General features: G+C 75.1%; 24 protein-coding genes. 18 read left to right on the top strand and 6 right to left on the bottom strand.

Annotated features, from left to right (window positions below):
- The first annotated feature begins 7 nt into the window (after nucleotides 1-7).
- Both E5082_RS10965 and E5082_RS10960 read left to right on the top strand, forming a co-directional pair.
- Nucleotides 8-517 (top strand): NfeD family protein, encoded by a 510-nt coding sequence (locus E5082_RS10965; protein ID WP_135791063.1) that lies wholly within the window; start codon nucleotides 8-10, stop codon nucleotides 515-517.
- Between the two features lie 71 nt (nucleotides 518-588).
- Entirely contained in the window at nucleotides 589-2,112 is a 1,524-nt protein-coding gene (locus E5082_RS10960; protein WP_135791062.1) for a flotillin family protein, read from the top strand.
- A gap of 42 nt (nucleotides 2,113-2,154) precedes the next feature.
- Here the strand turns inward: E5082_RS10960 and E5082_RS10955 are convergent, their stop codons facing one another.
- Nucleotides 2,155-3,201, bottom strand: coding sequence for a PucR family transcriptional regulator (locus E5082_RS10955; RefSeq protein ID WP_135791227.1), 1,047 nt, complete (start codon nucleotides 3,199-3,201; stop codon nucleotides 2,155-2,157).
- A gap of 83 nt (nucleotides 3,202-3,284) precedes the next feature.
- Complete coding sequence (locus E5082_RS10950; protein ID WP_135791061.1) at nucleotides 3,285-3,821, bottom strand: cysteine hydrolase family protein; 537 nt, start codon at nucleotides 3,819-3,821, stop codon at nucleotides 3,285-3,287.
- 116 nt (nucleotides 3,822-3,937) lie between these two features.
- Here E5082_RS10950 and E5082_RS10945 point away from each other — a divergent pair, with 116 nt between their 5' ends.
- Nucleotides 3,938-4,357 carry a CBS domain-containing protein gene (locus E5082_RS10945; RefSeq protein ID WP_135791060.1) on the top strand — a complete coding sequence of 140 codons (420 nt, stop codon included), beginning with the start codon at nucleotides 3,938-3,940 and terminating at the stop codon, nucleotides 4,355-4,357.
- A gap of 52 nt (nucleotides 4,358-4,409) precedes the next feature.
- On the opposite strand, the gene E5082_RS10940 is transcribed toward E5082_RS10945, so the two are convergent.
- The 3 genes from E5082_RS10940 to E5082_RS10930 all read right to left on the bottom strand — a co-directional run bounded on the left by E5082_RS10940 (nucleotide 4,410) and on the right by E5082_RS10930 (nucleotide 6,556).
- Nucleotides 4,410-4,613 carry a hypothetical protein gene (locus tag E5082_RS10940; protein ID WP_135791059.1) on the bottom strand — a complete coding sequence of 68 codons (204 nt, stop codon included), beginning with the start codon at nucleotides 4,611-4,613 and terminating at the stop codon, nucleotides 4,410-4,412.
- Nucleotides 4,614-4,627: 14 nt separating this feature from the next.
- Nucleotides 4,628-4,948, bottom strand: a complete 321-nt coding sequence (locus E5082_RS10935) for a hypothetical protein (protein WP_135791058.1) — start codon at nucleotides 4,946-4,948, stop codon at nucleotides 4,628-4,630.
- Nucleotides 4,949-5,071: 123 nt separating this feature from the next.
- Nucleotides 5,072-6,556 (bottom strand): aminotransferase class I/II-fold pyridoxal phosphate-dependent enzyme, encoded by a 1,485-nt coding sequence (locus E5082_RS10930; RefSeq protein ID WP_135791057.1) that lies wholly within the window; start codon nucleotides 6,554-6,556, stop codon nucleotides 5,072-5,074.
- A gap of 130 nt (nucleotides 6,557-6,686) precedes the next feature.
- On the opposite strand from E5082_RS10930, the gene E5082_RS10925 reads away from it, so the two are divergent.
- From E5082_RS10925 to E5082_RS10855, 14 genes are all read left to right on the top strand, one after another.
- Nucleotides 6,687-6,869 carry a hypothetical protein gene (locus tag E5082_RS10925; RefSeq protein ID WP_135791056.1) on the top strand — a complete coding sequence of 61 codons (183 nt, stop codon included), beginning with the start codon at nucleotides 6,687-6,689 and terminating at the stop codon, nucleotides 6,867-6,869.
- Between the two features lie 369 nt (nucleotides 6,870-7,238).
- Nucleotides 7,239-8,300: an NAD-dependent epimerase/dehydratase family protein gene (locus E5082_RS10920; RefSeq protein ID WP_135791055.1), complete on the top strand. Its 1,062-nt coding sequence runs from the start codon at nucleotides 7,239-7,241 to the stop codon at nucleotides 8,298-8,300.
- Between the two features lie 40 nt (nucleotides 8,301-8,340).
- Entirely contained in the window at nucleotides 8,341-9,975 is a 1,635-nt protein-coding gene (locus E5082_RS10915) for a carbamoyltransferase family protein (protein ID WP_135791054.1), read from the top strand.
- On the top strand, nucleotides 9,972-10,967 hold the full coding sequence (locus E5082_RS10910; RefSeq protein WP_135791053.1) for a glycosyltransferase family 2 protein: 996 nt from the start codon (nucleotides 9,972-9,974) through the stop codon (nucleotides 10,965-10,967). The genes E5082_RS10915 and E5082_RS10910 overlap by 4 nt, the downstream gene beginning before the upstream one ends.
- Nucleotides 10,964-11,509 (top strand): D-glycero-alpha-D-manno-heptose-1,7-bisphosphate 7-phosphatase, encoded by a 546-nt coding sequence (locus E5082_RS10905; RefSeq protein WP_135791052.1) that lies wholly within the window; start codon nucleotides 10,964-10,966, stop codon nucleotides 11,507-11,509. Before E5082_RS10910 ends, E5082_RS10905 begins: the two co-directional genes overlap by 4 nt.
- The gene (locus E5082_RS10900; RefSeq protein ID WP_135791051.1) at nucleotides 11,506-12,513 is read left to right on the top strand and encodes a glycosyltransferase family 9 protein; all 1,008 of its coding nucleotides are present in this window, start codon (nucleotides 11,506-11,508) and stop codon (nucleotides 12,511-12,513) included. The genes E5082_RS10905 and E5082_RS10900 overlap by 4 nt, the downstream gene beginning before the upstream one ends.
- A gap of 12 nt (nucleotides 12,514-12,525) precedes the next feature.
- Nucleotides 12,526-13,488: a glycosyltransferase gene (locus E5082_RS10895; RefSeq protein WP_135791050.1), complete on the top strand. Its 963-nt coding sequence runs from the start codon at nucleotides 12,526-12,528 to the stop codon at nucleotides 13,486-13,488.
- Entirely contained in the window at nucleotides 13,485-14,717 is a 1,233-nt protein-coding gene (locus E5082_RS10890; protein WP_135791049.1) for a glycosyltransferase, read from the top strand. The genes E5082_RS10895 and E5082_RS10890 overlap by 4 nt, the downstream gene beginning before the upstream one ends.
- Nucleotides 14,714-15,349: a D-sedoheptulose-7-phosphate isomerase gene (locus E5082_RS10885; RefSeq protein ID WP_135791048.1), complete on the top strand. Its 636-nt coding sequence runs from the start codon at nucleotides 14,714-14,716 to the stop codon at nucleotides 15,347-15,349. Before E5082_RS10890 ends, E5082_RS10885 begins: the two co-directional genes overlap by 4 nt.
- Nucleotides 15,346-16,770, top strand: coding sequence for a PfkB family carbohydrate kinase (locus tag E5082_RS10880; RefSeq protein WP_135791047.1), 1,425 nt, complete (start codon nucleotides 15,346-15,348; stop codon nucleotides 16,768-16,770). The genes E5082_RS10885 and E5082_RS10880 overlap by 4 nt, the downstream gene beginning before the upstream one ends.
- The gene (locus E5082_RS10875; RefSeq protein WP_135791046.1) at nucleotides 16,767-17,783 is read left to right on the top strand and encodes a glycosyltransferase family 9 protein; all 1,017 of its coding nucleotides are present in this window, start codon (nucleotides 16,767-16,769) and stop codon (nucleotides 17,781-17,783) included. Before E5082_RS10880 ends, E5082_RS10875 begins: the two co-directional genes overlap by 4 nt.
- A complete protein-coding gene (locus E5082_RS10870; protein ID WP_135791045.1) occupies nucleotides 17,761-18,702 on the top strand; it encodes a glycosyltransferase family 2 protein in 942 nt (313 codons plus the stop codon). The genes E5082_RS10875 and E5082_RS10870 overlap by 23 nt, the downstream gene beginning before the upstream one ends.
- Nucleotides 18,699-19,607: a glycosyltransferase family 2 protein gene (locus tag E5082_RS10865; RefSeq protein WP_135791044.1), complete on the top strand. Its 909-nt coding sequence runs from the start codon at nucleotides 18,699-18,701 to the stop codon at nucleotides 19,605-19,607. Before E5082_RS10870 ends, E5082_RS10865 begins: the two co-directional genes overlap by 4 nt.
- A gap of 457 nt (nucleotides 19,608-20,064) precedes the next feature.
- Nucleotides 20,065-20,277, top strand: coding sequence for a hypothetical protein (locus E5082_RS10855; RefSeq protein ID WP_135791042.1), 213 nt, complete (start codon nucleotides 20,065-20,067; stop codon nucleotides 20,275-20,277).
- A 225-nt stretch (nucleotides 20,278-20,502) separates the two neighbouring features.
- Here the strand turns inward: E5082_RS10855 and E5082_RS10850 are convergent, their stop codons facing one another.
- Nucleotides 20,503-21,525 carry an NAD-dependent epimerase/dehydratase family protein gene (locus E5082_RS10850; protein WP_135791041.1) on the bottom strand — a complete coding sequence of 341 codons (1,023 nt, stop codon included), beginning with the start codon at nucleotides 21,523-21,525 and terminating at the stop codon, nucleotides 20,503-20,505.
- Nucleotides 21,526-21,667: 142 nt separating this feature from the next.
- Between E5082_RS10850 and E5082_RS10845 the strand changes: the two genes are divergently transcribed.
- Nucleotides 21,668-22,855: a zinc-dependent alcohol dehydrogenase gene (locus E5082_RS10845; RefSeq protein ID WP_135791040.1), complete on the top strand. Its 1,188-nt coding sequence runs from the start codon at nucleotides 21,668-21,670 to the stop codon at nucleotides 22,853-22,855.
- The last annotated feature ends 22 nt before the right edge of the window (nucleotides 22,856-22,877 follow it).

The raw sequence follows: 22,877 nt of genomic DNA, 5'->3' as shown, positions 1-22,877 counted from the left end.
GGCGCGGATGGCGTGGTTTCTGGGAATCGGCATCACGGGGGTCGTGCTGCTCGTCCTGTCGCTGATCTTCGACGGACTGCTGGACGGCCTGTTCGACGGCGCGCTCGGGGGCGCGCTGGACGGGTGGCTGTCGCTGCCGGTCGTCGCGGGGTTCCTGTCGATGACCGGCTTCGGCGGAGTCATCGCCCACGAGGGCCTCGGTGTGGCCCCGGTGGGAGCCACCGCGATCGGCGCGGTGGCGGGGGTGGGCGCGGCCTGGCTGACCTACCGCCTCAGCCGGCTGCTGCTGCGCGACCAGACGGACGCGACCCCGACCGGGGACGACCTGATCGGCACCTCGGGCAACGTGGTGACGGCCATCCCGGCCGGCGGCTTCGGCGAGATCCTCGTCCGGCTCGGCGGGCAGACCGTCAAGTTCGCGGCCCGCAGCGCGGTGCCGGTGGCGCGCGGCAGCGAGGTGTGGGTCGAGGCGGTGCCGTCGCCGACCTCGGTCGTGGTGCGTCCGGTGGAGCGCTGAACCACCGCCCGGCTGCTTTCCGCCCCTGACGGGGTGTCATGTGTCTGTGTCTTACCTATGGGGGCCTTGATATGAGTCCTGTGTTCATCGCCGTGGCCGGAGTCGTCGTACTCCTGGTGCTGCTGGCGCTCACCGTGGTCAGCCGCTACAAGGTGGCCGGGCCCAGCGAGGCGTTCATCGTCACCGGGCGCCGGGGCAAGAAGTCCACCGACCCGGAGACCGGGCGCGTCTTCACCGACAACAGCGGCCAGAAGGTCGTCGTCGGCGGTGGCGTGTTCGTCGTCCCGTTCGTGCAGCAGCGGTTCACCCTCGACCTGTCCTCGCGGCACATCCCGGTCGCGGTGCGCGGCGCGGTCACGCTGCGCGGGGTGAAGGCCAACCTGGACGGTGTCGCCATCGTCAAGGTCGGCGGGACCGAGGACTCCATCCGCGCCGCCGCCCAGCGGTTCCTGATGCAGCAGGACGGCATCGTCGGCTTCACCCAGGAAGTGCTCTCCGGCGCGCTGCGCGCCATCGTCGGCCGGATGTCCGTGGAGGACGTCATCCGCGACCGCGCGGCCTTCGCCGGGCAGGTCGCGGAGGAGGCCGAGGCCAGCCTGTCCGGGCAGGGACTGGTGCTGGACGCGTTCCAGATCCAGGACATCACCACCGAGGGCTCCTACCTGGAGGACCTCGGCCGTCCCGAGGCCGCCCGCGCCCGGCAGGAGGCCGACATCGCGGAGGCCGTCGCCCAGCGGGCCGCCGAGCAGGCCCGGCTCAAGGCCGCCGAGGAGATCGCCGTCGCCCAGCGGACGTTCGCGCTGAAGCAGGCGGAGATCAAGGCCGAGACCGACGAGGCCGCCGCCCGCGCCGCCGCGGCCGGACCGCTCGCCGAGGCCGCCCGCCAGCAGGAGATCCTCATCGAGCAGGAGCGGGTCGCCGAGCGGCAGGCCGCGCTGACCGACCGTCAGCTCGACACCCAGGTCCGCAAGCCCGCCGACGCCAAGCGCTACGCCGCCGAGCAGGAGGCGGAGGCCCGCAGGGTCGCCCGCGTCAAGCAGGCCGAGGCGGAGCGGCTGGCGGCCATCGCGGCGGCCGAGGCCGAGGCGGAGCGGGCCCGGCTCACCGGTGAGGGCGAGAAGCAGCGCCGTGGCGCGCTGGCCGAGGCCGACGCCATCGAGGGTCTCAAGCAGGGCGAGGCCGAGCGGTCCCGCCGTGCGGCGGCCGCCGAGGCGGTCCGGCTGGAGGGCGACGCGGAGGCCGCGGCCATCACCGCCAAGGGCACCGCCGAGGCCGACGCCATGCGCAAGAAGGCGGACGCGTACGAGCAGTACGGCGACGCGGCAGTCCTCCAGATGCTGGTCTCCGTGCTGCCCGAGGTCGTCGCCAAGGCGTCCGAGCCGCTCAGCGCCGTGGACAAGATGACGGTCATCTCCACCGACGGCGCCGGCCGGATTCCCCGCGCGGTCGCCGACAACGTGGCCCAGGGCCTGGAACTGCTCGGCTCCACCACCGGTGTCGACCTGACCCAGCTCCTCAAGGGCGTCACCGAGCGCGCCGCCGCGAGCGTGGAGCGATCCGCGCAGGACAACGGCAAGGTCGAGATCACCGGCTGAGCCGGGACAGCGAAGGGGGCCCGCCACGGTGGCGGGCCCCTCTCAGAGCTCCCGCGCGGGCCACCCCAGCAGCCGGGCTCCGATGACGGCCGTCTGCAAGGTGTACCGGTGCACCGGGTCGGCCGGGTTGTTGCCGGTGAGCTGGTGGATGCGCTCCAGCCGGTACGTCAGCGCCCGCACGCTCAGCGCCAGCCGCCGCGCGGCCTCCGCGCCCCGGCACCCCGAGTCGAAGTACGCCTCCATCGTCCGCAGCAGCGGCTCCGCGCCCCCGCGCGCCCCTCGCAGCGGGCCCAGTGCGCTGAGCACCAGGTCGGCCATCGCCTGCCGGTCCCGCAGCAGCACCGGGTAGACCAGCAGGTCGGCCGCGCGCACCACCGGCTCGGGCAGCTTCAGCCGTTCAGCCAGCTCCAGCGTGCTCAGCGCCTCCTCGTACGACTGCACCACACCGCCCGCGCCCTGCCGGGGGCGGCCGATGGCGACGCGGCCGCAGTCCGGGGTGGCGCGCACCTGCTCGGCGAAGCAGATCAGCACCTCCTCCTGGTCGCCGGGGGCGATGCAGATCAGCTTGCCGTTCTTCGTGGTCAGCAGGACGCGCCGCTCACTGAACCGGGTGAGCAGCGCCGACTCCACCTGCCGGGTGATCGGGGCGGTGTCGACGTACGCCTCCGGGCCCTCCGCGACCGCGACCGCGTGCGCGTGGGACAGGACCAGGCCGAACCGCTCGGCGCGCTCGGCCAGCCGGCCCAGGTCGCTGCGGCCGTACAGCAGGTCGTCGATGAACTCCCGCCGCGCCGCCTCCTCCTGCCGTACGGCGAGTCGCTGGGCCCGCTCGTACCCTTCGGCGAAGGCGTCCACCGCCTGCTCGACGGCGGCCAGCACCCCGTCCACCGAGCGCGCCGGGGTGCCGTCGGGCCACGCGGTACGGGTGGCCGCCAGGTGGCCGCGCACCAGGGCCCGGAGGCTGTGCCCCGCCTCGGCGGCCCGTTCCCCCAGGGCGCGCCGCTCCGCCAGTTCCGTACGGGTGGGGCGGCGCCCGGTGTGGGAGACCTCGGCCAGCATCCGTGCGTATCCGCCCAGGTACTCGGCCATGTCCAGCTCGGTCACCCCGCGCCCTCCCGCTCTCCCCCGACGTGGTCCGTCCGGGGGAGCGTATCCACAACGCGGTGTCCGGCCTAGAAGTGGATCTCCTTGGCCGGGACCAGCCGGGCGCCCATGTTCCGCTCCATCATCTCCAGCGCGGCCGACTCCAGATGGGGGTGGATGGAGGCGACGGCGTCCGGGGGCACCGTGACCTCCAGGTGGCGGATGTGGGCGTCCAGCGCGGAGTACAGCACGCACTGCTCGGTGACCTGGCCGCACAGCACCACGTGCCGGACGCCCAGTTGCCACAGCAGATACGTCATCGGCGTCTCGTAGAAGATGGAGTGGCGGGCCTTCATCACGAACATCGAGGCGTCGTCCGGGAGGACGGGCTCGACGAGTTCGCGGTGCGGGCCGGCCAGCGCGGTCTCGACCAGTTCGCCGTGGTGGGAGCGCCACTGGCCGAAGTTGTCGTTGGCGTAGATCACCGGCGCCTCCGCCGCGCGGGCGCGGGCGATCAGGTCGGCCACCACGGGCACCGCCCGCTCGGCCGAGGGCAGCAGCAACTCCGCGTCCTGGTGCTCGTACGTGTTGATCATGTCGATCACGATCAGGGCGGGGGCATCCATCTCGCTCCTCTCTGTCTGTCTCCGGCCGAGTACCCGCTTCCCGGCAGTGGTGTGAAGTCGCGCCGCGGGGTACCCGGCAGGCGCCTTGCACGCAGCGACGAGAAGGGAGGCCCGTGATGGCGCAGCATGTGCGCGACATCATGACCAGCGAACTCGTGACCGTGGAACCGCAGGCGTCGGTGGCGTCCGTGGCCCGGCTGATGCGCGACGAGGACGTCGGCACCGTGCTGGTGACCGAGGAGGGCCAACTGAAGTGCCTGGTGAGCGACCGTGATCTGGTGGTACGCGCCTTCGCCGAGGGTGTGGACCCGGATCAAACCACCGTGATCGAGGCCGCCTCGGAGGAGCTGGTCACCATCGGGCCGGACGAAAGCGTCGACCACGCCGTGGAGTTGATGCGTGAGCACGCCGTCCGCAGGCTTCCCGTGGTGGAGGGCGACGAGGCGGTGGGCATCATCGCCCTCGGCGACCTGGCCATCGAGCGGGACGAGACCTCGGCGCTCGGTGACATCAGCGCGGCCAAGCCGAACAACTGACCAACCGGGCCTTCGCCCGGCGGCTGGATCGACAGCCGCCGGGCGAAGGGTGTCAGTGGGCCGCGGCGCCGAACTCGGCATGCTGGGTGCTCAGCGCCACCGCGGAGTCCTCCTCGGGCGGCCGGCCGTACCGCAGCCGGCGCGCCTCCTGCCGGGCCTCCCGCATCAGCTCACGGAACTCCTCCTCCGTGCGCCGGCGCCGAGGCCGGGGCAGAACCGTTTCCCCAGGTTCCTCGCTGTCCAATTCTTCCGGCATCTTCGCGTCCCCCCTCACACCTGCGTTGGATCCATCGGCCACGGCGCCTGCCGGCCGGCCCGCTCCGCCGCCTCCCAGCGACGGCACGCCCGCACCACCAGACCCACGAGCCCGGCCGCGGTGAGCAGCCACACGCCCGCTATCGCCCAGGTCAGATACGACTGCCGCAGGACGACGTCGAGGCCGAGCAGCGTGAGGGTCGCCACCGCGCCGAGGGTCACCCACAACGCGAGCGCCCGGCGCCGTGCGCGCCGCGCCCAGGTCGCCGGCCGGCTGGAGACGCGCATGGTGCTCAATTGCCGGGCGAGCACCTCGTCGTTCAAGCCCTGCTCCATCTCGGCCAGTATGCGCAGTTCCTGCGGGGTAAGGCTTGGTGCGCCCACCGTGAACACTTCCTCTGAGCTGTTGGTACGACCGGGTGCGGGTATCCGTCTGCTTTGTCCTGAAACGTGAAAATTTCAATTTCCTGTGCCGTGCTCCGCGACCACCCGCACGGTCTTCAGGCCGGGGTCGGCCGCGTCCGGGAGGTTCATGCCCGCCCGGACGCCGGTGACGAGGTAACGCAGCACGGGCTCGGTGAGCCGTTCGCCCGGCAGCACGGCCGGGATGCCCGGCGGATACGGCGTGATCATCTCGGCGGCGATGCGCCCCGCCGCCTGCTCCACCGGCACGTCGGTGTGGTCGTCGAAGTAGGCGTCGCGCGGCAACGCGGCCTGGTCCATGCGGAGCTCCTCCGGCGAGGGCACGTCCACCCGGGGCGCGTCGCGCAGGCTGTCGGCGTGCCGCACCAGGTCGTTCAGTGCCGTCAGCAGCCGGTCGGCCGTCTCGGTGTCGTCGGCGTGGGTGAACTGGGCGCTGATCCGCCGGTGATCGAAGAGGTGCAGGTCGATGTGATGGTGTTCGCGAATCCAGTCACCGGCCCGGTAGCCGGTCGTGCCCAGTGCGCCGATGTCCATGACGGAGGGCAGCGGATCGAAGTCGGCGGCGAGGCCGGGACCGCAGAAGTCGTCCGCGTCGTTGACGTGGATGCCGTCGATGGACTCGATCTCCTCCCGGACCCGGCGGGCGAGTCCGAGGGCGCGGCCCATCAGCTCCTCCCCGTGCTGCACCATCTGCCGCCGCCAGGCGTCCATCCCCGCGTAAAGCAGCACGCTGGGGCTGGTGGTGCCGAGGAGGTCGGCGCGGGAGGCCAGCTCGGCCGGGTCGACGAGATCGCCCTGGAGGTGGAAGACCGACCCCTGCTCCAGCCCGCTGCCCATCTTGTGGACGCTGGTGACACAGACGTCCGCACCGGCGTCCATCGCCCAGCTCGGCAGGTCGTCGTGGAAGGGCAGATGCGCGCCCCACGCCTCGTCGACGATGAGCGGCTTGCCCCGGCGGTGGCAGACGTCGGCGATGGCGCGCAGGTCCGCCGCCGCGCCGTACGGCGTCGGGCTGGTGACCAGGGCGCCGTCCGCCTCGGGATGCTCGGCGAAGGCCCGCTCGTACGCGTCGGCGGACGGCGGATGGGCCAGGTGCCGTTCCGCGTCCCACTGGGGCTCCACCCACACCGGGCACACCCCGGAGAGGATCAGCCCGGCGATCACCGACTTGTGGGCGTCCCGGCCGACGAGCAGCCTGCGGTGCGGGCGGGTCACGGCCAGCATCGCCGCCTTCACCGACAGCGAGCTGCCGCAGGTGGAGAAGAAGGTGTGCTCGGCGTGGACCGCGTCCGCCATCAGCGCCTCGGCCCGTTCGAGGACGCGGCCGCCGGTGAGCCTGCTGTCCAGGCCGCCGCTGGCCAGGACGTCCCCGGCGTACACCGCCTCGCCCAGCACGGCCACCGCCCGCGGATCGGCTCCGCGTGCCTGCTTGTGGCCGGGCGGGGTGAAGCCGAGCTCCTTCGCCGCGTGGTATTCGGTCAGCGCGTCGAGTACGGGTGCTTCCTCGTGGTCGAAGGCCATGTGTCCCGGAGTTCCCGGTCGGCTGCCGGTCATGCCCGCATCGGGGAGGCACATCCGGTGCGGCTCCGGGTAGCCGAGCGGACGGCACGAGGCAGGACGCCGATCAAAGCCGAGGGAAAGGGAGAACACCATGTCCGACGACGACCGTACGAAGCGGCCCACCACCGCAGTGGGGGAGACGCTGCGGGAGATGGCCGACGCCGAGAAGCCCGAGACGCCGAGGAAGCGGGCGGAGGAGCGGCGGCACGAGGGGGAGGGGGCGGACGCGATCACCCCGAACACCGCGGCCCAGCGGGAATCGCAGGGCGACTGAGCCGGGGCACGGGCCCGGCGGCGGGCGGTACGTCTCACGCAGTACGTTTCAGGAGATGAACACGGCTCCGCCGCCGGGCCCTCCCCTGCGCGGGATACGGGAAATCCGGCGGCCCCGGCGCCGGTGGAAGGGCCCCGCGACACCGCAGCAGGAATCAACGTGTGAACTCTGCCGGCATGGGAACCCCGTGACAGTGCCGCCCCGAACGGCGGCCCGCGGAGCGAGCCACGTTCCGCATCGCTCCTGCGATCACTTCACATCCGCAGCTCCCCACACCTCCCCGTGCGAGCGCGCGTCTCCCCTCCCCAGTGACGGTCCCGCCCCGTGGCGTACGGACCGGTGCGACTCGGCGCGGGACCGAGGACTCCCATGACTGATGCCACGCCTTCCACACCCTGGCGGCGCGCCGTGGTGACCGGCGGTGCCGGTTTCCTCGGCAGCCATCTGTGCGAGCACCTCGTCGAGCAGGGCGTCGCGGTCGACTGCGTCGACAACCTGTCGTCCGGCTCCCGCGCCAACATCGCCCATCTCGTCGGCCGCCCCGGCTTCCGGTACTACGAGCAGGACGTGTGCGCCGACGGCGCCCCGGACCGGCTGCCGGGCCCCTACGACCTGGTCCTGCACTTCGCCTGCCCCGCCTCCCCGGCCGACTATCTCCGGCTGCCGCTGGAGACCCTGGACTGCGGGAGCCTCGGCACCCGCAACATGCTGGCCGTGGCGGAGCGCGACGACGCCCGCTTCCTGCTGGCCTCCACCTCCGAGGTGTACGGCGACCCCCTGGTGCACCCCCAGCGCGAGGACTACTGGGGCAACGTCAACCCGGTCGGCCCGCGCAGCGTCTACGACGAGTCGAAACGGTTCTCCGAGGCGCTGGTCACCGCCCATGTGGGCGCCAACGGCGCGGACGCGGGCATCGTCCGCCTGTTCAACACCTACGGCCCGCGCATGCGCCCGCTGGACGGCCGGGCCGTGCCCGTCTTCGTCTGCCGGGCCCTGGCGGGGGAACCGCTGCCGGTCGCCGGTGACGGCAGCCAGACCCGGTCGCTGTGCTACGTCGACGACACGGTGGACGGCATCCTGCTGGTCGCGGCCAGCAGGTCGGTACGGCCGGTCAACATCGGCGGCACCGACGAGGTGACCGTCCGCGACATCGCGCTGCGCGTGGTGGAACTCGCCCGCTCCAGTTCCCGGATCGAGTACGTGGACCGTCCCGCCGACGACCCCCAGCGCCGCCGCCCCGACACCACCCTGGCGCGCGAACTGCTCGGCTGGAGTCCGCGGGTGCCCTGGGAGGAGGGCATCCGGCGGACCATCGACCACTTCGCCGCCGCCCGCTTCGGCGCACCCGCGCCCGCCCAGCCGCCGGCGTCGCCCAACGGCGACCACCCGGAGCCGTACGGGCACCCCGCGCCGAGCCGCCTGCCCTCGTAAGGCCCCGCGCCCCATCCCCCCAGCTCAACGGAGGCACCGCATGCGCGTCCTCGGCATCAACTCCCTCTTCCACGACCCGGCCGCCGCCCTGATCGTGGACGGCCGTGTCGTGGCGGCGGCGGAGGAGGAGCGGTTCAGCCGGCGCAAGCACGGAAAGCGCCCGGTGCCCTTCTCGGCCTGGGAACTGCCCGAGCTGTCCGCCCGCTGGTGCCTGGACCGCGGCGGACTCGACCCCTCAGCGCTGGACGCCGTCGCCTATTCCTACGACCCCGGACTGGCGCGCCCGGCGGACCAGTTGGGCCTCGACGACCCCTGGGACCGGCTGCGGCAGGAGTACGCCCGCGAGGCCCCCGGCTTCCTGGCCGAGGTGCTGCCGGGACTCGACCCGGAGAAGGTGCGCTTCGTCCCCCACCACGTGGCCCACGCCGCCTCCGCCGGCCAGGCCTCCCCTTACCCCGACTGCGCCGTCCTGGTGCTGGACGGCCGCGGCGAATGCGGCTCCCACCTGGCCGGCCGCTACACCGGCCGCCGCCTCGACGTACTGGCCACGCAGTCCCTGCCCGACTCGATGGGCCTGTTCTACGAGGAACTCACCGAGCACCTCGGATTCCTGCGCAGCAGCGACGAGTTCAAAGTGATGGCGCTCGCCTCCTACGGCAAGCCCCGCTTCCTCGACGAACTGCGCGGTCACGTCGGCACGGACGGCGCGGGACGGTTCCGGGCCCGCTCGGTGCCCTGGGCCGAACTCGCCCCGGCCCGGCCCGCCGGGGAACCGTGGACCGAGGAGCACGCCGACCTGGCCGCCAGCGCCCAGGCCTGCCTGGAGGAGGTCCTGCTCGGTCTCGCCCGGTGGCTGCACGAGCGCACCGGCGACCGGGTGCTCACCCTCGCCGGGGGCGTCGCCCTCAACTGCGTGGCCAACACCCGGCTGCACCGCGAGGGCCCCTTCGACACCGTCTGGGTGCAGCCCGCCGCCGGGGACGCCGGTACCGCGCTCGGCGCCGCCCTGCACGTCGCCCACCTCGCGGAGCCGGTGGAGGCGATGGCGACCGCCGCGCTCGGCCGGGAGTGGAGCGTGCCCGAGCTGCGCGGCTGGCTGGAGCGGGCCGCCGTACCGTACGAGGAGCCCGAGGACATCGCGGAGACGGTCGCGGAGGAACTCGCCCGCGACGGCATCGTGGCCTGGTTCCAGGGGCGCAGCGAGTACGGGCCGCGCGCGCTGGGGCACCGGTCGCTGCTGGCCCATCCCGGCCGCGCGGCCAACCTCGAACGCCTCAACGCGGTCAAGGGGCGCGAGGAGTTCCGGCCCGTCGCGCCGATGGTGCTCGCCGAGCGCGCCTCGGAACTCTTCGACGGCCCGCTGCCCAGCCCGTACATGCTCTTCGTGCACGAGGTCGCCCAGGCGTGGCGGGAGCGCATCCCGGCCGTGGTGCACGTGGACGGCACCGCGCGCATCCAGACCGTGGACCGGGCCGAGGAGCCCCTGGTGGCCCGCATGATCGAGGGGTTCGAGCGGCGCACCGGGCTGCCGGTGGTGGTCAACACCAGCCTCAACACCGCCGGACGTCCGATGGTCGACGATCCGCGTGACGCGCTGGAGTGCTTCGGGTCCGCCCCCGTGGACCTGCTGGCCCTCGGGCCGTTCGCCGTCCGGCGCGCGGAGGTCTTCGCGTGACGGCCGCCCCCGCCTACAGCGTCGTCGTCCCGACGATCGGCCGTGCCTGCCTCGCCGACTGCCTGCGCGCGCTGGCCGCGGCCACCGGGCACCCGCCCGAGGAGATCGTCGTCGTGGACGACCGCCTTGACCCCGCCGGGCCGCTGCCGCTCGCCGCCGCCGGTGTGCTGCGGGAGCGGGTGCGCGTGCTCGGCACCGGGGGCCGGGGACCCGCCGCCGCCCGCAACACCGGGTGGCGCACGGTCCACACGCCCTGGACCGTCTTCCTGGACGACGACGTCCAGGTGCTGCCCGACTGGTCCCGCCGTCTCGCCGACGACCTCGCGCGGGCCGGCAGGGCCACCGGGGGCATCCAGGGCCGGCTGTCCGTGCCGCTCCCGGCGGGGCGCAGGCCCACCGATTTCGAACGCGGCACCGCGGGGCTGGAGGGAGCCGCCTGGGCCACCGCCGACATGGCGTACCGGACGGTCGCGCTCGCCGCCGCCGGCGGCTTCGACGAACGGTTCCGCCGCGCGTTCCGGGAGGACGCCGACCTCGCCCTGCGGGTGCTGGCGGCGGGCTGGACGCTGCACCGGGGCGTGCGCACCACCCGGCATCCGGTGCGGGCCGCCGGCCCCTGGGTCTCGGTGCGGGCGCAGCGCGGCAACGCCGACGACGCGCTGATGAACCGGCTGCACGGCCGGGACTGGTGGGCCCGCGCGCAGGCGCCCCGTGGACGGCTGCCGCTGCACGCGCTGGTCACCGCCGCCGGGCTCGCCGCTCCCGTTCTCGCCCTCGCCGGGCGGCGCCGGGCCGCCGCACTCGCCGGGGCCCTGTGGGCGGCCGGCACGGCCGAGTTCGCCCTCGCCCGCATCCTGCCCGGCCCGCGCACCCCGCGCGAGACCGCGACCATGGCCGCGACCAGTGTCGTCATCCCCCCGCTCGCCGTCGGCCACCGGCTCACCGGCCGGATACGGCACCGCAACGCCGCACCGCTGAGGAGGGTGCCATGAAACGCCGGGACACCCCCGCCGCCGTCCTCTTCGACCGCGACGGCACCCTCGTCGCCGACGTCCCCTACAACGGCGACCCCGGCCGGGTCCGGCTGCTGCCCGGCGCCCGGCGGGCCGTGGACCTGCTGCGCGCCGCCGGGATCGCCACCGGTGTGGTGAGCAACCAGTCGGGCGTCGGCCGGGGGCTGATCTCCGACGCCGCCGTGCGCCGCGTGAACGCCCGCGCCGACGAACTGCTCGGCGGCCTCGGCGTCTGGGTCTACTGCCCGCACACCCCCGACGCCGGCTGCGAGTGCCGCAAACCCCGGCCGGGCCTGGTGCTCCGGGCCGCCGAGGCCCTCGGACAGGCACCCGGGGACTGCGTGGTCATCGGTGACATCGCCGCCGACGTGCGGGCCGGCCGGGCCGCCGGGGCCCGCGCCATCCTCGTCGCCAACGCGGCCACCCGGCCCGAGGAGGCCGCGGCGGAACCCGATGCCGCCGCCGACCTGCTCACGGCCGTACGGTCGCTGCTGCCCCCGGACGGGGGTGAGCGGACATGACGGCACTGGTCGTCAGACTCGACAGCTTCGGTGACGTGCTGCTCGCCGGGCCCGCCGTGCGCGCGGTCGCCGCGCACCACGAGCACGTCGCCCTGCTCTGCGGCCCGCGCGGGGCACCGGCCGCCCGGCTGCTGCCCGGCGTCGACGAGGTGCTGGTGTGGGAGGCGCCGTGGGAGGGCTTCGACCCGCCCGACGTCCAAGTGGCCGACATCGAGGACCTGCTGGGCCGCCTGCGGGCGGTCGCGGCGGACGACGCGCTGATCCTCACCTCCTTCCACCAGAGCCCCCTGCCCACCGCGCTGCTGCTGCGCCTGGCCGGAGTCACCCGGACCGGCGCCGACAGCACCGACCACCCCGGCCGGCTGCTCGACGTACGGCACCGGCGGCTGCCGGGGCGGCACGAGGCCGAGGCCGCGCTCGACACCGCCCTGGCCATGGGGTTCACCCCGCGCCCCGGCGACGATGGGCGGCTGCGCGTGCTGCCGCCCCCCGACACCGCCGGCCTCACCGGCAACGGCCCCTACGTCGTCGTCCACCCCGGCGCCAGCGCCCCGGCGCGCGCCTGGAGTCCCGAGCGGTGCGCCGAGGCCGTCGCCCTGCTCACCGACGCCGGGCACCGGGTGGTCGTCACGGGCGGGCCGGACGAGGGCGAGCTGACCCGGCGGGTGAGCGGCGGCACCGCGATCGACCTGGGCGGCCGCACCGACCCGCGCACCCTGTCCGGCGTGCTGCGCCTGGCCGACGCGGTGGTGTGCGGGAACACCGGCCCGGCCCATCTGGCGGCCGCCGTCGGGACACCGGTGGTCTCGCTGTTCGCCCCGGTGGTCCCGGCCGAGCGCTGGGGCCCGTACGGGGTCCCCAGCGTGCTGCTCGGCCGCCAGGACGCGCCCTGCGCGGACAGCAGGGCCCGGCAGTGCCCGGTGCCCGGCCATCCCTGCCTGGACGAGGTGACGGCGCACGACGTGCTCAGTGCCGTCCAGAAGCTGCTCCAGCCCGCGATGTGAGGAGGGAGAACCATGAACATCCTGGTATGGCATGTGCACGGCTCATGGCTGACGGCGTTCGTGCAGGGCCGGGCCACCTTCCTCGTCCCGGTCACCGAGGACCGCGGCCCCGACGGACTCGGCCGCGCCCGCACCTGGCAGTGGCCCGACACCGTGCTCGAACGCACCCCGGAGCAACTGCGGGACGCGGAGATCGACCTGATGGTGCTTCAGCGCCCGCACGAACTCGAACTGGCCCACCGCTGGACCGGCCGCCGCCCCGGCATCGACGTACCCGCGGTGTACGTCGAGCACAACAGCCCCCATGAGACGGCGGTGGACACCCGGCACCCGCTGGCCGGCCGCTCCGACATACCCCTCGTGCACGTCACCCACTTCAACCACCTGATGTGGGACGCCGGCCGGGCGCCGACCACGGTGATCGAGCACGGCATCATCGACCCCGGCCACCGCTGGACGGGGGAGGAGCCGCGTGCAGCGGTCGTCGTCAACGAGCCCGTGCGCAGGGGCCGTACCACCGGCACGGACCTGCTGCCCCGGTTCGCGTCCTGGACGCCGCTGGACGTCTTCGGCATGCGCACCGAGGGGCTCGCCGGGCACCTCGGCCTGCCGCCCGAACGCTGCCGCAGCCGCGACCTCGCCCAGGACGACCTGCACACCGCGATGGCCCGCTGCCGGCTGTACGTGCACCCGATCCGCTGGACCTCGCTGGGGCTGTCCCTGCTGGAGGCCATGTTCCTCGGCATGCCGGTGGTCGCGCTCGACACCACCGAGGTGCGCGAGGCGGTGCCCGAGGGCGCCGGGGTCGTCTCCAACCGCCTGGAGGTGCTCGGCTCCGCCGTGCGCGCCTTCCTCGCCGACCCCGGCCAGGCGCGGCGGACCGGCGAGGCGGCCCGGGCGGCCGCGCTGGCCCGTTACGGAGAGCGGCGGTTCCTGGACGACTGGGAACGCCTGATCAAGGAGGTCACCCGATGACTCAGCACCACACCCCGGCCCGCGTCGCCATGGTCTCCGAACACGCCAGCCCCCTGGCCGCGCTCGGCGGCCCGGACGCGGGCGGCCAGAACGTCTACGTCGCCCAGCTCGCCGGAGTGCTGGCCCGCCGGGGCCACCACGTCACCGTGTACACCCGCCGCGACTCGCCCCGGCTGCCGGACCGGGTGCGCACGGCCGACGGTGTCGAAGTGGTCCACGTCCCCGCCGGGCCGGCCGCACCCGTGCCCAAGGACGAACTCCCGCCCTACATGCCCGAGTTCGGTGCCTGGCTGGGCCGGGAGTGGGCCGAGCGGCGCCCCGACGTGGTGCACGCCCACTTCTGGATGTCCGGCACCGCCGCCCTCGCCGGGGCCCGCGAACTCGGCGTGCCGGTGGTGCAGACCTACCACGCCCTGGGCACCGTGAAGCGGCGGCACCAGGGAGCCGCCGACACCAGCCCCGCCGACCGGATCGCCGCGGAGACGGCCGTCGGCCGGGCCTGCGACGCGATCATCGCCACCTGCGCCGACGAGGTGGCGGAACTCCAGGCCATGGGGCTGCCCCGCGAGCGCATGCACGTCGTGCCGTGCGGCGTCGACCCCGGGAAGTTCGCCCCGCGCCCCCGCCCCGCACCCGCGGGGAAGCACCGCCTGCTCACCGTGGGCCGGCTGGTCCCGCGCAAGGGCTTCGACCGTACGATCCGCGCCCTGGCCCACATCCCCGACGCCGAACTGCTCGTCGCAGGCGGCCCGGAACTGGCCCTGCTCTTCGCCGAGCCCGAGGCGGAACGGCTGCTGGCCCTCGCCGGCGAGTACGGCGTGGCCGACCGGGTCACCCTGCTCGGCGGGGTCGGCCGAGAGGACATGCCCGCGCTGATGTCCGACGCCGACCTGGTCCTCTCCCTGCCCCGCTACGAGCCGTTCGGCATCGTCCCCGTCGAGGCCATGGCCTGCGGGACCCCCCTCGTCGCCACCGCGGTCGGTGGCCAGCTCGACACCGTCGTCGACGGCCGCACCGGCGTTCTGGTCCCGCCGGGCGACGGCGACGAGGCCGCGATCGGTGCCGTCGTCCGCGAACTCCTCGCCGACCCCGCCCGGCTGGCCCGCTACGGCGCCGAGGGGCGGCGGCGGGTGCTGGAGCGCTACACCTGGGACCGCGTCGCCGACGGGGTCAGCCGCGTCTACGGCGCGGTGTCGTCCGTCCCCTCGCTCTCCGGAGTCGTCCGATGAACACCGCCACCGACACCACGCACTGCGACGACCTGATGACGGCGCTCACCGTCTTCCGCGAGGACGCCGCACGCGTCCACCGGTGGGGCGGCACCCTCGCCGCCCATCTCGCCGGCGGCTCCCGGCTCCTGGTCGCGGGCAACGGCGGCAGCGCCGCCCAGGCCCAGCACCTGACGGCCGAACTGGTGGGCCGCTACCGCGCCGACCGGCCGCCGTTCTCCGCGCTCGCCCTGCACGCCGACACATCCGCCACCACCGCCATCGCCAACGACTACGGTGTGCAGGAGATCTTCGCCCGTCAGGTCGGCGCCCACGGCCGCAGCGGCGACCTGCTGATGCTGCTGTCCACCAGCGGCGCCAGCGCCAACCTGCTCGTCGCCGCCACCGAGGCGCACCGCCTCGGCATGACCGTCTGGGCCCTGACCGGCCCCGCCCCCAACCCCCTCCAGGCCGCCGCCGACGACGCCCTGTGCGTCCGCGCGGACAGCACCGCCACCGTGCAGGAACTGCACCTGGTCGCCGTGCACATGCTCTGCGAGTCCTTCGACAGCGCGATCGAACGCCACACGGCGTGCCCCCGGCGGTCGCCGGCCCGGCAGCACTGGGCGGTGACCGGGAAGGAACGCCCATGACCACCCCGGCCCCGCTCCTCGTCGTAGGAGACGCCCTCCTCGACCACGACCTGTTCGGCCGCGTCGAACGGCTCGCGCCCGATGCGCCCGTACCCGTCGTCAGCGACGTACGCCGCGCCACCCGGCCCGGCGGGGCGGCGCTGGCCGCCTGGCTCGCCGCCGCCGACGGCCGGGACGTCACTCTGGTCACCGCCCTCGGCGACGATCCGTCCAGCGCGGAACTCCGCGCCGCGCTCGGCGACCGGGTCCGCCTGCTGGCGCTGCCGCTGGACGGCACCCTGTCCACCAAGACCCGTGTCCTCGCCGAGGGCAGGCCCCTGTTGCGCCTGGACGACGGCGAGGGCCGCGCCGAGGAAGGCACCGCCGAGGCCCGCCGGGCCGTCGCCGCCGCGGGCGCCGTCCTGGTGGCCGACTACGGGCGCGGCTGCGCCGACGTCCTGCGGGCCGCGCTCGCCGAGGCCGCCGCCGGGGTGCCCGTCGTCTGGGACCCGCACCCGCGCGGCCGTCCGCCCGTTTCCGGCGTCCGTCTGGCGACACCGTCCGCCACCGAGGCGCACATCTTCGCCGCCCGCAGCGGCGGCGGCCCGGTGGGGGACCCCGACGACGAACTCCGCCTCGCCGCCCAGGACGCGCACCAGCTCGTGGGGGACTGGCGGGCCGCCTCCGTGGCCGTGACGATGAGCGGGCGCGGCGCGCTCCTCTCGCACGGCGGCACCCCGCTCATGGTCCCCTCGCCGGTCACCGCCCAGGGCGACGCCTGCGGCGCGGGCGACCGCTTCGCCGCCACGGCCGCCGGACTCCTGGCCGACGGCCAGCTCACCGAGGCCGCCGTGCGCGGCGCCGTGCACGCCGCCACCCGGTACGTCGCCGAGGGCGGCGTCCGCACCCTGGACGCCGGCCGGGCCCCCGAACCGGCGCCCCCGGCCGCTGTCGGCGCCCCCACCGACGAGGCGCTGCGCACCGCCGCGCGGGTGCGGGCGGCGGGCGGGACCGTCGTCGCGGCCGGCGGCTGCTTCGACCTGCTGCACGCCGGCCATGTGGCCCTGCTCCAGGCGGCCCGCCGCACCGGCGACTGCCTGGTGGTGTGCGTCAACTCCGACGCCTCTGTACGCCGCCGCAAGGGCGACGGCCGCCCGCTCGTCCCGCTCGCCGACCGGGTACGGGTGCTGCGCGCCCTGGAGTGCGTCGACGCGGTGGCCGTCTTCGACGAGGACACCCCCGAACTCCTCCTCGCCCGGCTGCGCCCTCACATCTGGGCCAAGGGCGGCGACTACGCCCGCACCGACCTGCCCGAGGCGTCCCTGGTGGCCAGCTGGGACGGCCAGGTCGTGCTCTTCCCCTACCTCGACGGGCGCTCCACCAGCGGCATCGCCGAGCGTGCCGCCCACGCGCCGGGCGGCACCGAGGGAGTGCGCCGATGACTCCTCCGCCCGACCGCCCCGGCGTGCTGGTGCTGCGCGCCCTGGGCCTGGGCGACCTGCTGGCCGGGGTGCCCGCGCTGCGCGGCATCCGCCGGGCCTTCCCGGCCCACGGGGTCGTCCTCGCTCTGCCCCCCGCGCTCACCGACGCGGCCCTGGCCACCGGGACCGTCGACGCCGTACTGCCCGCCGAGGCACCCGGCCGCGCCGTCCCCGTACTGACCCACTGGCCCGGCCCGCCCCCCGACCTCGCGATCGACCTGCACGGCAACGGACCCGAGAGCCGCGACGCCCTCGCCGCCCTGCACCCCCGGTACCTGCTGGCCCACGCCCACCGGGGACCCGGCTCCCGGCCGCCCCCCGCCTGGCGGGCCGACGAGCACGAACGGGCCCGCTGGTGCCGCTTCCTGTCCGCCTACGGCATCCCCGCCGACCCGGCCGACCTCCGGCTGCCCCCGCCGGACGACCCCTCGCCGGCAGCGGGCGCCGTCGTCGTCCACCCGGGCGCCGACGCCGTCGCCCGGCGCTGGCCCCCCGAACGCTTCGGCGCCGTCGCCCGGCGGCTGCGCGACCGCGGACACCGGGTCGTCGTCACGGGCGGGCCGGGCGAGGACCGGCTCGTCCAGGACGTCGCCGACAGCTCAGGTGTGCCCGCCGGGGACCTGCTCACCGGCGGCCTGCCCTTCGGTGCCCTCTCCGCGCTCGTCGCCCACGCCGCGCTGGTCGTCAGCGGCGACACCGGGATCGCCCACCTGGCGTTCGCCCACGGCACGCCTTCGGTGACGCTCTTCGGGCCCGTACCGCCCACCCTGTGGGGGCCGCCCGCGCTGCCGCGTCACCGGGCCCTGTGGCGGCCCGGCCCGCCCGGCGACCCGCACGGCACGGTCACGGACCCCGGTCTGCTCAGGATCGGCGCCGAGGAGGCCGTTCTTGCCGCGCTCGCCCTGCTGCCGCCCGTCCCGCCCACCGGACCGCCGAGAGGAGACGGCGTCGATGCCGGTGCCCTCCACCTCTGACCCGTCGGCCACGCGCCCGGACACCGCCGAGGACCGGGTCACCGTCGCCGTGATCACCCGCGACCGCTGCGCCAGCCTCGTCCGCACCCTCGACGCCCTGACCGCGCTGCCCGAACGGCCAACGGTCATCGTCGTCGACAACAGCACCGGCGACGCCTCCCTCCACGCCGTCCGCCGCCATCCCGGCGCCCCCCGGCTGCTGCGCCCCCGCGCCAACACCGGTGCGCTCGGGCGCAACCTGGCCGTGGACCGCGCCGACACCCCCTACGTCGCGTTCAGCGACGACGACTCCTGGTGGGAGCCCGGCGCGCTGAGCCGGGCCGCCGACCTGCTGGACGCCCACCCCCGGCTGGGCCTGGTCGTCGCCCGCACCCTGGTCGGCCCCGACGGCACCGAGGACCCCCTCAACAGCGTGCTGGCCGCCTCCCCGCTGCCGCCCGACCCCGACCTGCCGGGGCGCCCGGTACTCGGCTTCCTCGCCTGCGCCTGCGTGGTCCGCAAAGACGCCTTCCGCGCGGCCGGCGGCTTCCATCCGCTGCTCTTCTTCGGCGGCGAGGAGACCCTGCTCGCCTACGACCTCGCCGCCGAGGGCTGGGGCGTCGCCTACGACCCCTCCCTGACGGCCCGTCACCACCCCGCCCCGACAGGCCGCCGCGGGCGCAGCCCCCGGCTGTGGCGCAACGAGGTCCTCACCCTCTGGCTGCGCCGCCCCCTGTCCGCCGCCCTCGCCGCCAGCGCGCGCCTCGCGGTGGCCGCCGCCACCGGCCGCCCCGGAGCCGCGCCCGCGCTGCGCGAACTCCTGGCCCGGCTGCCCGCCGCCCTGGCCCGCCGCCGGCGGCTGCCTCCCGCCGTCGAGCGGGCGGCCCGGCTCCTCGATGCCGACCGGGCCGCGCGCGCCCGGAGGGAGGGACCCGCATGACCAGCGCAGGACCGGACACCCGTACGACCGTGGTGGTCATCACCCGCAATCGGCGGGACGAACTGCTGCGCACGCTCGGCGAACTGGCGAAGCTGCCGGAGGCGCCCGAGGTGATCGTCACCGACAACGGCTCGGTCGACGGCACGGCCGAGGCGGTCCGCCGGGACTTCCCCGCCACGCGGCTGCTGGAGCCCGGCCGCAACCTGGGCGCCGTCGGCCGCAACCTCGCGGTGCGTGAGGTCCGCACCCCCTACATCGCCTTCTGCGACGACGACTCCTGGTGGGAGCCCGGCAGTCTGCGCCGGGCCGCGGACGCGCTCGACGCCCGGCCGGGGCTCGCCGCGGTCACCGCACGCATCGTCATGGAACCCTCCGGCGCGGAGGACCCGGTCACGGCGGAGCTGCGGGACTCGCCGCTCACCGGTCCCGACTGGCTGCCCGGCCCGGCCCTGGGCTCGTTCCTCGCGGCCGCCACCGTGCTGCGCACCGACGCCTTCCGGGGCGCGGGCGGCTTCCATCCGGGGCTGTGGCTCGGCGGCGAGGAGGAGCTGCTCGCCACTGACCTCCAGCGCCAGGGCTGGTGGCTCAGCTACCTGGACGACATGACCGCCCATCACGAGGCGTCCGTACGGCGGGACAGCACCGAGCGCCGGGTCCTCGGGATCCGCAACACCCTCTGGTTCACCTGGCTGCGGCGCCCCCTGCTGCCCGCGCTGTTCCGCACCGGCGCCCTGCTGGCCACGGTGCCCAGGGACGCTGCCACCCTCCGCGCCGTCGGCCGGGCGCTGGCCGGGGTGCCCTGGGTGCTCCGGCAGCGCGACCCCGTCCCGCCCGATCTGGAACGCCGGCTCAGCACCCTCCAGCGGGCCCGCCGGGGCTCTACCGCCCGCAGGTACGTGGGCTGACCTTCCCGGCCCGGGTCGGAGTTCCGTACCGGTCTGCGCGTCGATGCCCGCCCGCGCCCGGCAGGCCCGCACCACCTCCACCGACGCCGGACCGCGCGGACGCCGGCCGGGCCGGGTGTCCACGGCGAACGTCTTCGACGGAGGTGTCGGTGAAGAAGCCCACGCGCGGCGGGGCGTCGGGGCAGCCGTCGGCGGCGGCCAGGTCCGGCTCCGGCCCGGACAGCAGCTCGCCCCCCGGCCGTGTGCCGTCGTCGTCCCGAAGCATGCGACAACCCTGCTCGGTCTCCCGGTGGCCCTCACTCCCGAGGGTGGCACGTGTGCCCGGGCCGCGCGCCCCGAGACGGCCGGCTCCCGCATCCGGCCACCCGGCTCCGCATGCTCACGCGACCACGGGGTACCCGCGACGGGCCGCCCCACCGGCGCGGCGAGCCCAGGCCCCGGCAGACGAGGAGAAGCCATGACGGAGCACCACGACACCCACGCCCGGCCCGTCCCCCGGGACCTGCCCGACCAGCAGGCGAGCCACGACAACGACCGCTGGGACGCCCCCGTGAAGGACGACGCCGGCGAGGTGCCCGACACGGACGAGGCGGGCGCCGGCCCGCGCGGCGCACCGGACTCCGCCGGGGTGCGCCCGGACCAGCCCGTGCCCGACGAGCCCTCCGGGTGACGCCCCCCGAAGCCGCGTCGGCTCAGTGCCGGCAGCTCGGGCACCACAGCGTGCGGCGGCACGGAGCCGCGCCCCGGGCGCAGCTCCGCGCCGCGCCGCGAGCAGGCCCGGGGATGCGCCGTCCCGCCCGCTGACCCACGCGCGGCACGGCGGCACCCGCCCGGCGCGCACGGCGGACGCCGGCACGCGCCGCGTCGACCCCCAGCGGGCCCGAGTGAGCCGACTTCACGAGGCGAGCGGGGCGGTGTTCATGCCCGCGTGCTCCCTCAGCCCCTCCAGGAACTCCTGGATCGCCTCCACGGCCGTGTACCGGGGTTCCCAGTCCAGCTCGGTGCGCGCGCGGGCGGAGTCCAGCAGTGGCAGGCGAAGCACCGCGTCGAAGAGGTCCGGCGACGCGGGCACCAGCCGCAGCCGCCACGCCGCCGACAGCACGGCCCGTAGCGGCGGCAGCGGGACGCGCAGCGGGCGCGCCTGAAGCAGTCCGGCCAGCGTCGCCGCGTCCAGGGGCGGATCGGCGGCCAGGTTGAAAGCACCGCGCACCGGGCGCAGCACCGCCTCGGTGAACGCGGCGGCCGCGTCGTCGGTGTGCACCGCCTGGAACTTCAGCCCGGGCAGATCCGGGATCGCCGGCACGAACGGCGGCCGCACCCACTGGGTGGGCAGCCAGGACCCGGCGAAGATCCGCCGCTGCTCCGAGGCCGCCTCCCGCTTGAAGAGGAACCCCGGCCGCATCCGCACCACCCGCGTCTGAGGGTGCTCCAGCTCGTAGGCGTCCAAGTACCGCTCCAGATAGGACTTTTCCCGGCAGTACGCGGCCTGCGGCCAGCCGTGCGTGGGCCAGGACTCGTCCACCTCGCGGTCCTTGGGGCCCGGTGAGTAGGCGCCGACCGACGAGGCGTGCACCACCGCGGGCACGCCCGCCTCCGCCGCCGCCTCGAACACCCGGATGCTGCCGAGGACGTTGGTCCGCCAGGTCGTCACCGGGTCGTGGGTGGGCTGGAACTTCCACGCCAGATGCACCACCGCGTCCGCGCCCCGGAACAGGGACACGAGGTCGGCGCCGTCCGGGTCGACGTCGGCCGCCACCCAGGTCGTGCCCTCCGGCTGCCAGCCGGGGGCCCTGCGCGCCACGCCGGTCACCGACGCCACCTCGGGACGCCCGCGCAGCGCCTCCACGACGCTCGTGCCGACATTGCCGGTGGCGCCGGTCACCACCACCTGGAGCCCGCCGTTCACCGTGCCGGTCATGACAGCCGCCTTCCCTTGAGGTCGAGGGCCCGCCGGGTACCCGTGGCACGGCCTGTCATGCGCCGGGTAAGTGCGGGAGTGCCGGGTATCCGCCACGGGAGCGAGCCGCAGCACCTACGAACATACGAACATTGGAGGCCACATGCGCGCTCTCACCTGGCACGGCAGGAGGGACGTCCGGGTCGACACCGTCCCCGACCCCGAGCTCCAGGACCCCACCGACGTCATCGTCCGCGTGACGTCCAGTGGGATCTGCGGGTCGGATCTGCATCTGTACGAAGTCCTCGGCCCGTTCCTCGACCCCGGCGACATCCTCGGCCACGAACCCATGGGCATCGTGGAGGAGACCGGCTCCGAGGTGACCTCCCTCGCCCCCGGCGACCGCGTGGTGGTGCCCTTCAACGTCTCCTGCGGCCAGTGCCACATGTGCGGGCAGGGCCTGCACTCCCAGTGCGAGACCACCCAGGTCCGCGACCGGGGCATGGGCGCCTCCCTGTTCGGCTACACCAAGCTGTACGGCCAGGTCCCCGGCGGCCAGGCGCAGTTCCTCCGGGTGCCCTTCGGCGACCAGCTCCCCGTGAAGGTCCCCGACGGCCCGCCCGACCAGCGCTTCCTCTACCTCTCCGACGTACTGCCCACCGCCTGGCAGGCCGTCGAGTACGCCGGTGTGCGGCCCGGCGGCAGCCTGGTGGTGCTCGGCCTCGGCCCGATCGGCGAGATGGCCTGCCGCATCGCCCGGCACCGGGGCGTGGAGAACGTCATCGGCGTCGACCTCGTCCCCGAACGCCTCGCCCGCGCCCGCGAACACGGCATCACCGTGTACGACCTCGGCGAGTACGGGGACGGCCTGGCCGACGCGATCCGCGACGTCACCGACGGACGCGGCCCGGACGCGGTCATCGACGCCGTCGGCATGGAGGCGCACGGCGCGCCCTTCGCCAAGGCCGCCCAGTGGGCCACCGGCCTGCTCCCCGACGCCGTCGCGCAGCGCTTCATGGAGAAGGCGGGCGTCGACCGGCTCGGCGCGCTGCACCTCGCCATCGACATCGTCCGCCGGGGCGGCACCATCTCGCTGTCCGGCGTGTACGGGGGCATGGCGGACCCCATGCCGATGCTGACCCTGTTCGACAAGCAGATCCAGCTCCGCATGGGCCAGGCCAACGTGCACCGCTGGGTCGGCGACATCCTGCCGCTGCTCACCGACGAGGACCCGCTGGGCGTGGACACCTTCGCCACCCACACCCTCCCGCTGGAGCAGGGGCCGCAGGCGTACGAGACGTTCCAGGCGAAGAAGGACGGCATGATCAAGGCGGTCCTCAGGCCCTGGTGAGGCGCGCCCCCTGACGGCGGGC

Source organism: Streptomyces griseoluteus (assembly GCF_004784465.1).
GTDB lineage: Bacteria > Actinomycetota > Actinomycetes > Streptomycetales > Streptomycetaceae > Streptomyces > Streptomyces griseoluteus.
Note: the sequence above shows the minus strand (reverse complement) of the source record. Positions and strands in the feature narration are given on the sequence as shown.

Coding starts and splice junctions, on each gene's coding strand:
- E5082_RS10885 (WP_135791048.1), top strand. CDS start 14,714: ATGAACACCGCCACCGACACCACGCACTGCGACGACCTGATGACGGCG.
- E5082_RS10935 (WP_135791058.1), bottom strand. CDS start 4,948: ATGGAGCAGGGCTTGAACGACGAGGTGCTCGCCCGGCAATTGAGCACC.
- E5082_RS10905 (WP_135791052.1), top strand. CDS start 10,964: ATGAAACGCCGGGACACCCCCGCCGCCGTCCTCTTCGACCGCGACGGC.
- E5082_RS10900 (WP_135791051.1), top strand. CDS start 11,506: ATGACGGCACTGGTCGTCAGACTCGACAGCTTCGGTGACGTGCTGCTC.
- E5082_RS10865 (WP_135791044.1), top strand. CDS start 18,699: ATGACCAGCGCAGGACCGGACACCCGTACGACCGTGGTGGTCATCACC.
- E5082_RS10925 (WP_135791056.1), top strand. CDS start 6,687: ATGTCCGACGACGACCGTACGAAGCGGCCCACCACCGCAGTGGGGGAG.
- E5082_RS10955 (WP_135791227.1), bottom strand. CDS start 3,201: ATGGCCGAGTACCTGGGCGGATACGCACGGATGCTGGCCGAGGTCTCC.
- E5082_RS10930 (WP_135791057.1), bottom strand. CDS start 6,556: ATGGCCTTCGACCACGAGGAAGCACCCGTACTCGACGCGCTGACCGAA.
- E5082_RS10940 (WP_135791059.1), bottom strand. CDS start 4,613: ATGCCGGAAGAATTGGACAGCGAGGAACCTGGGGAAACGGTTCTGCCC.
- E5082_RS10920 (WP_135791055.1), top strand. CDS start 7,239: ATGACTGATGCCACGCCTTCCACACCCTGGCGGCGCGCCGTGGTGACC.
- E5082_RS10870 (WP_135791045.1), top strand. CDS start 17,761: ATGCCGGTGCCCTCCACCTCTGACCCGTCGGCCACGCGCCCGGACACC.
- E5082_RS10945 (WP_135791060.1), top strand. CDS start 3,938: ATGGCGCAGCATGTGCGCGACATCATGACCAGCGAACTCGTGACCGTG.
- E5082_RS10875 (WP_135791046.1), top strand. CDS start 16,767: ATGACTCCTCCGCCCGACCGCCCCGGCGTGCTGGTGCTGCGCGCCCTG.
- E5082_RS10880 (WP_135791047.1), top strand. CDS start 15,346: ATGACCACCCCGGCCCCGCTCCTCGTCGTAGGAGACGCCCTCCTCGAC.
- E5082_RS10965 (WP_135791063.1), top strand. CDS start 8: ATGGCGTGGTTTCTGGGAATCGGCATCACGGGGGTCGTGCTGCTCGTC.
- E5082_RS10950 (WP_135791061.1), bottom strand. CDS start 3,821: ATGGATGCCCCCGCCCTGATCGTGATCGACATGATCAACACGTACGAG.
- E5082_RS10855 (WP_135791042.1), top strand. CDS start 20,065: ATGACGGAGCACCACGACACCCACGCCCGGCCCGTCCCCCGGGACCTG.
- E5082_RS10850 (WP_135791041.1), bottom strand. CDS start 21,525: ATGACCGGCACGGTGAACGGCGGGCTCCAGGTGGTGGTGACCGGCGCC.
- E5082_RS10915 (WP_135791054.1), top strand. CDS start 8,341: ATGCGCGTCCTCGGCATCAACTCCCTCTTCCACGACCCGGCCGCCGCC.
- E5082_RS10895 (WP_135791050.1), top strand. CDS start 12,526: ATGAACATCCTGGTATGGCATGTGCACGGCTCATGGCTGACGGCGTTC.
- E5082_RS10890 (WP_135791049.1), top strand. CDS start 13,485: ATGACTCAGCACCACACCCCGGCCCGCGTCGCCATGGTCTCCGAACAC.
- E5082_RS10845 (WP_135791040.1), top strand. CDS start 21,668: ATGCGCGCTCTCACCTGGCACGGCAGGAGGGACGTCCGGGTCGACACC.
- E5082_RS10960 (WP_135791062.1), top strand. CDS start 589: ATGAGTCCTGTGTTCATCGCCGTGGCCGGAGTCGTCGTACTCCTGGTG.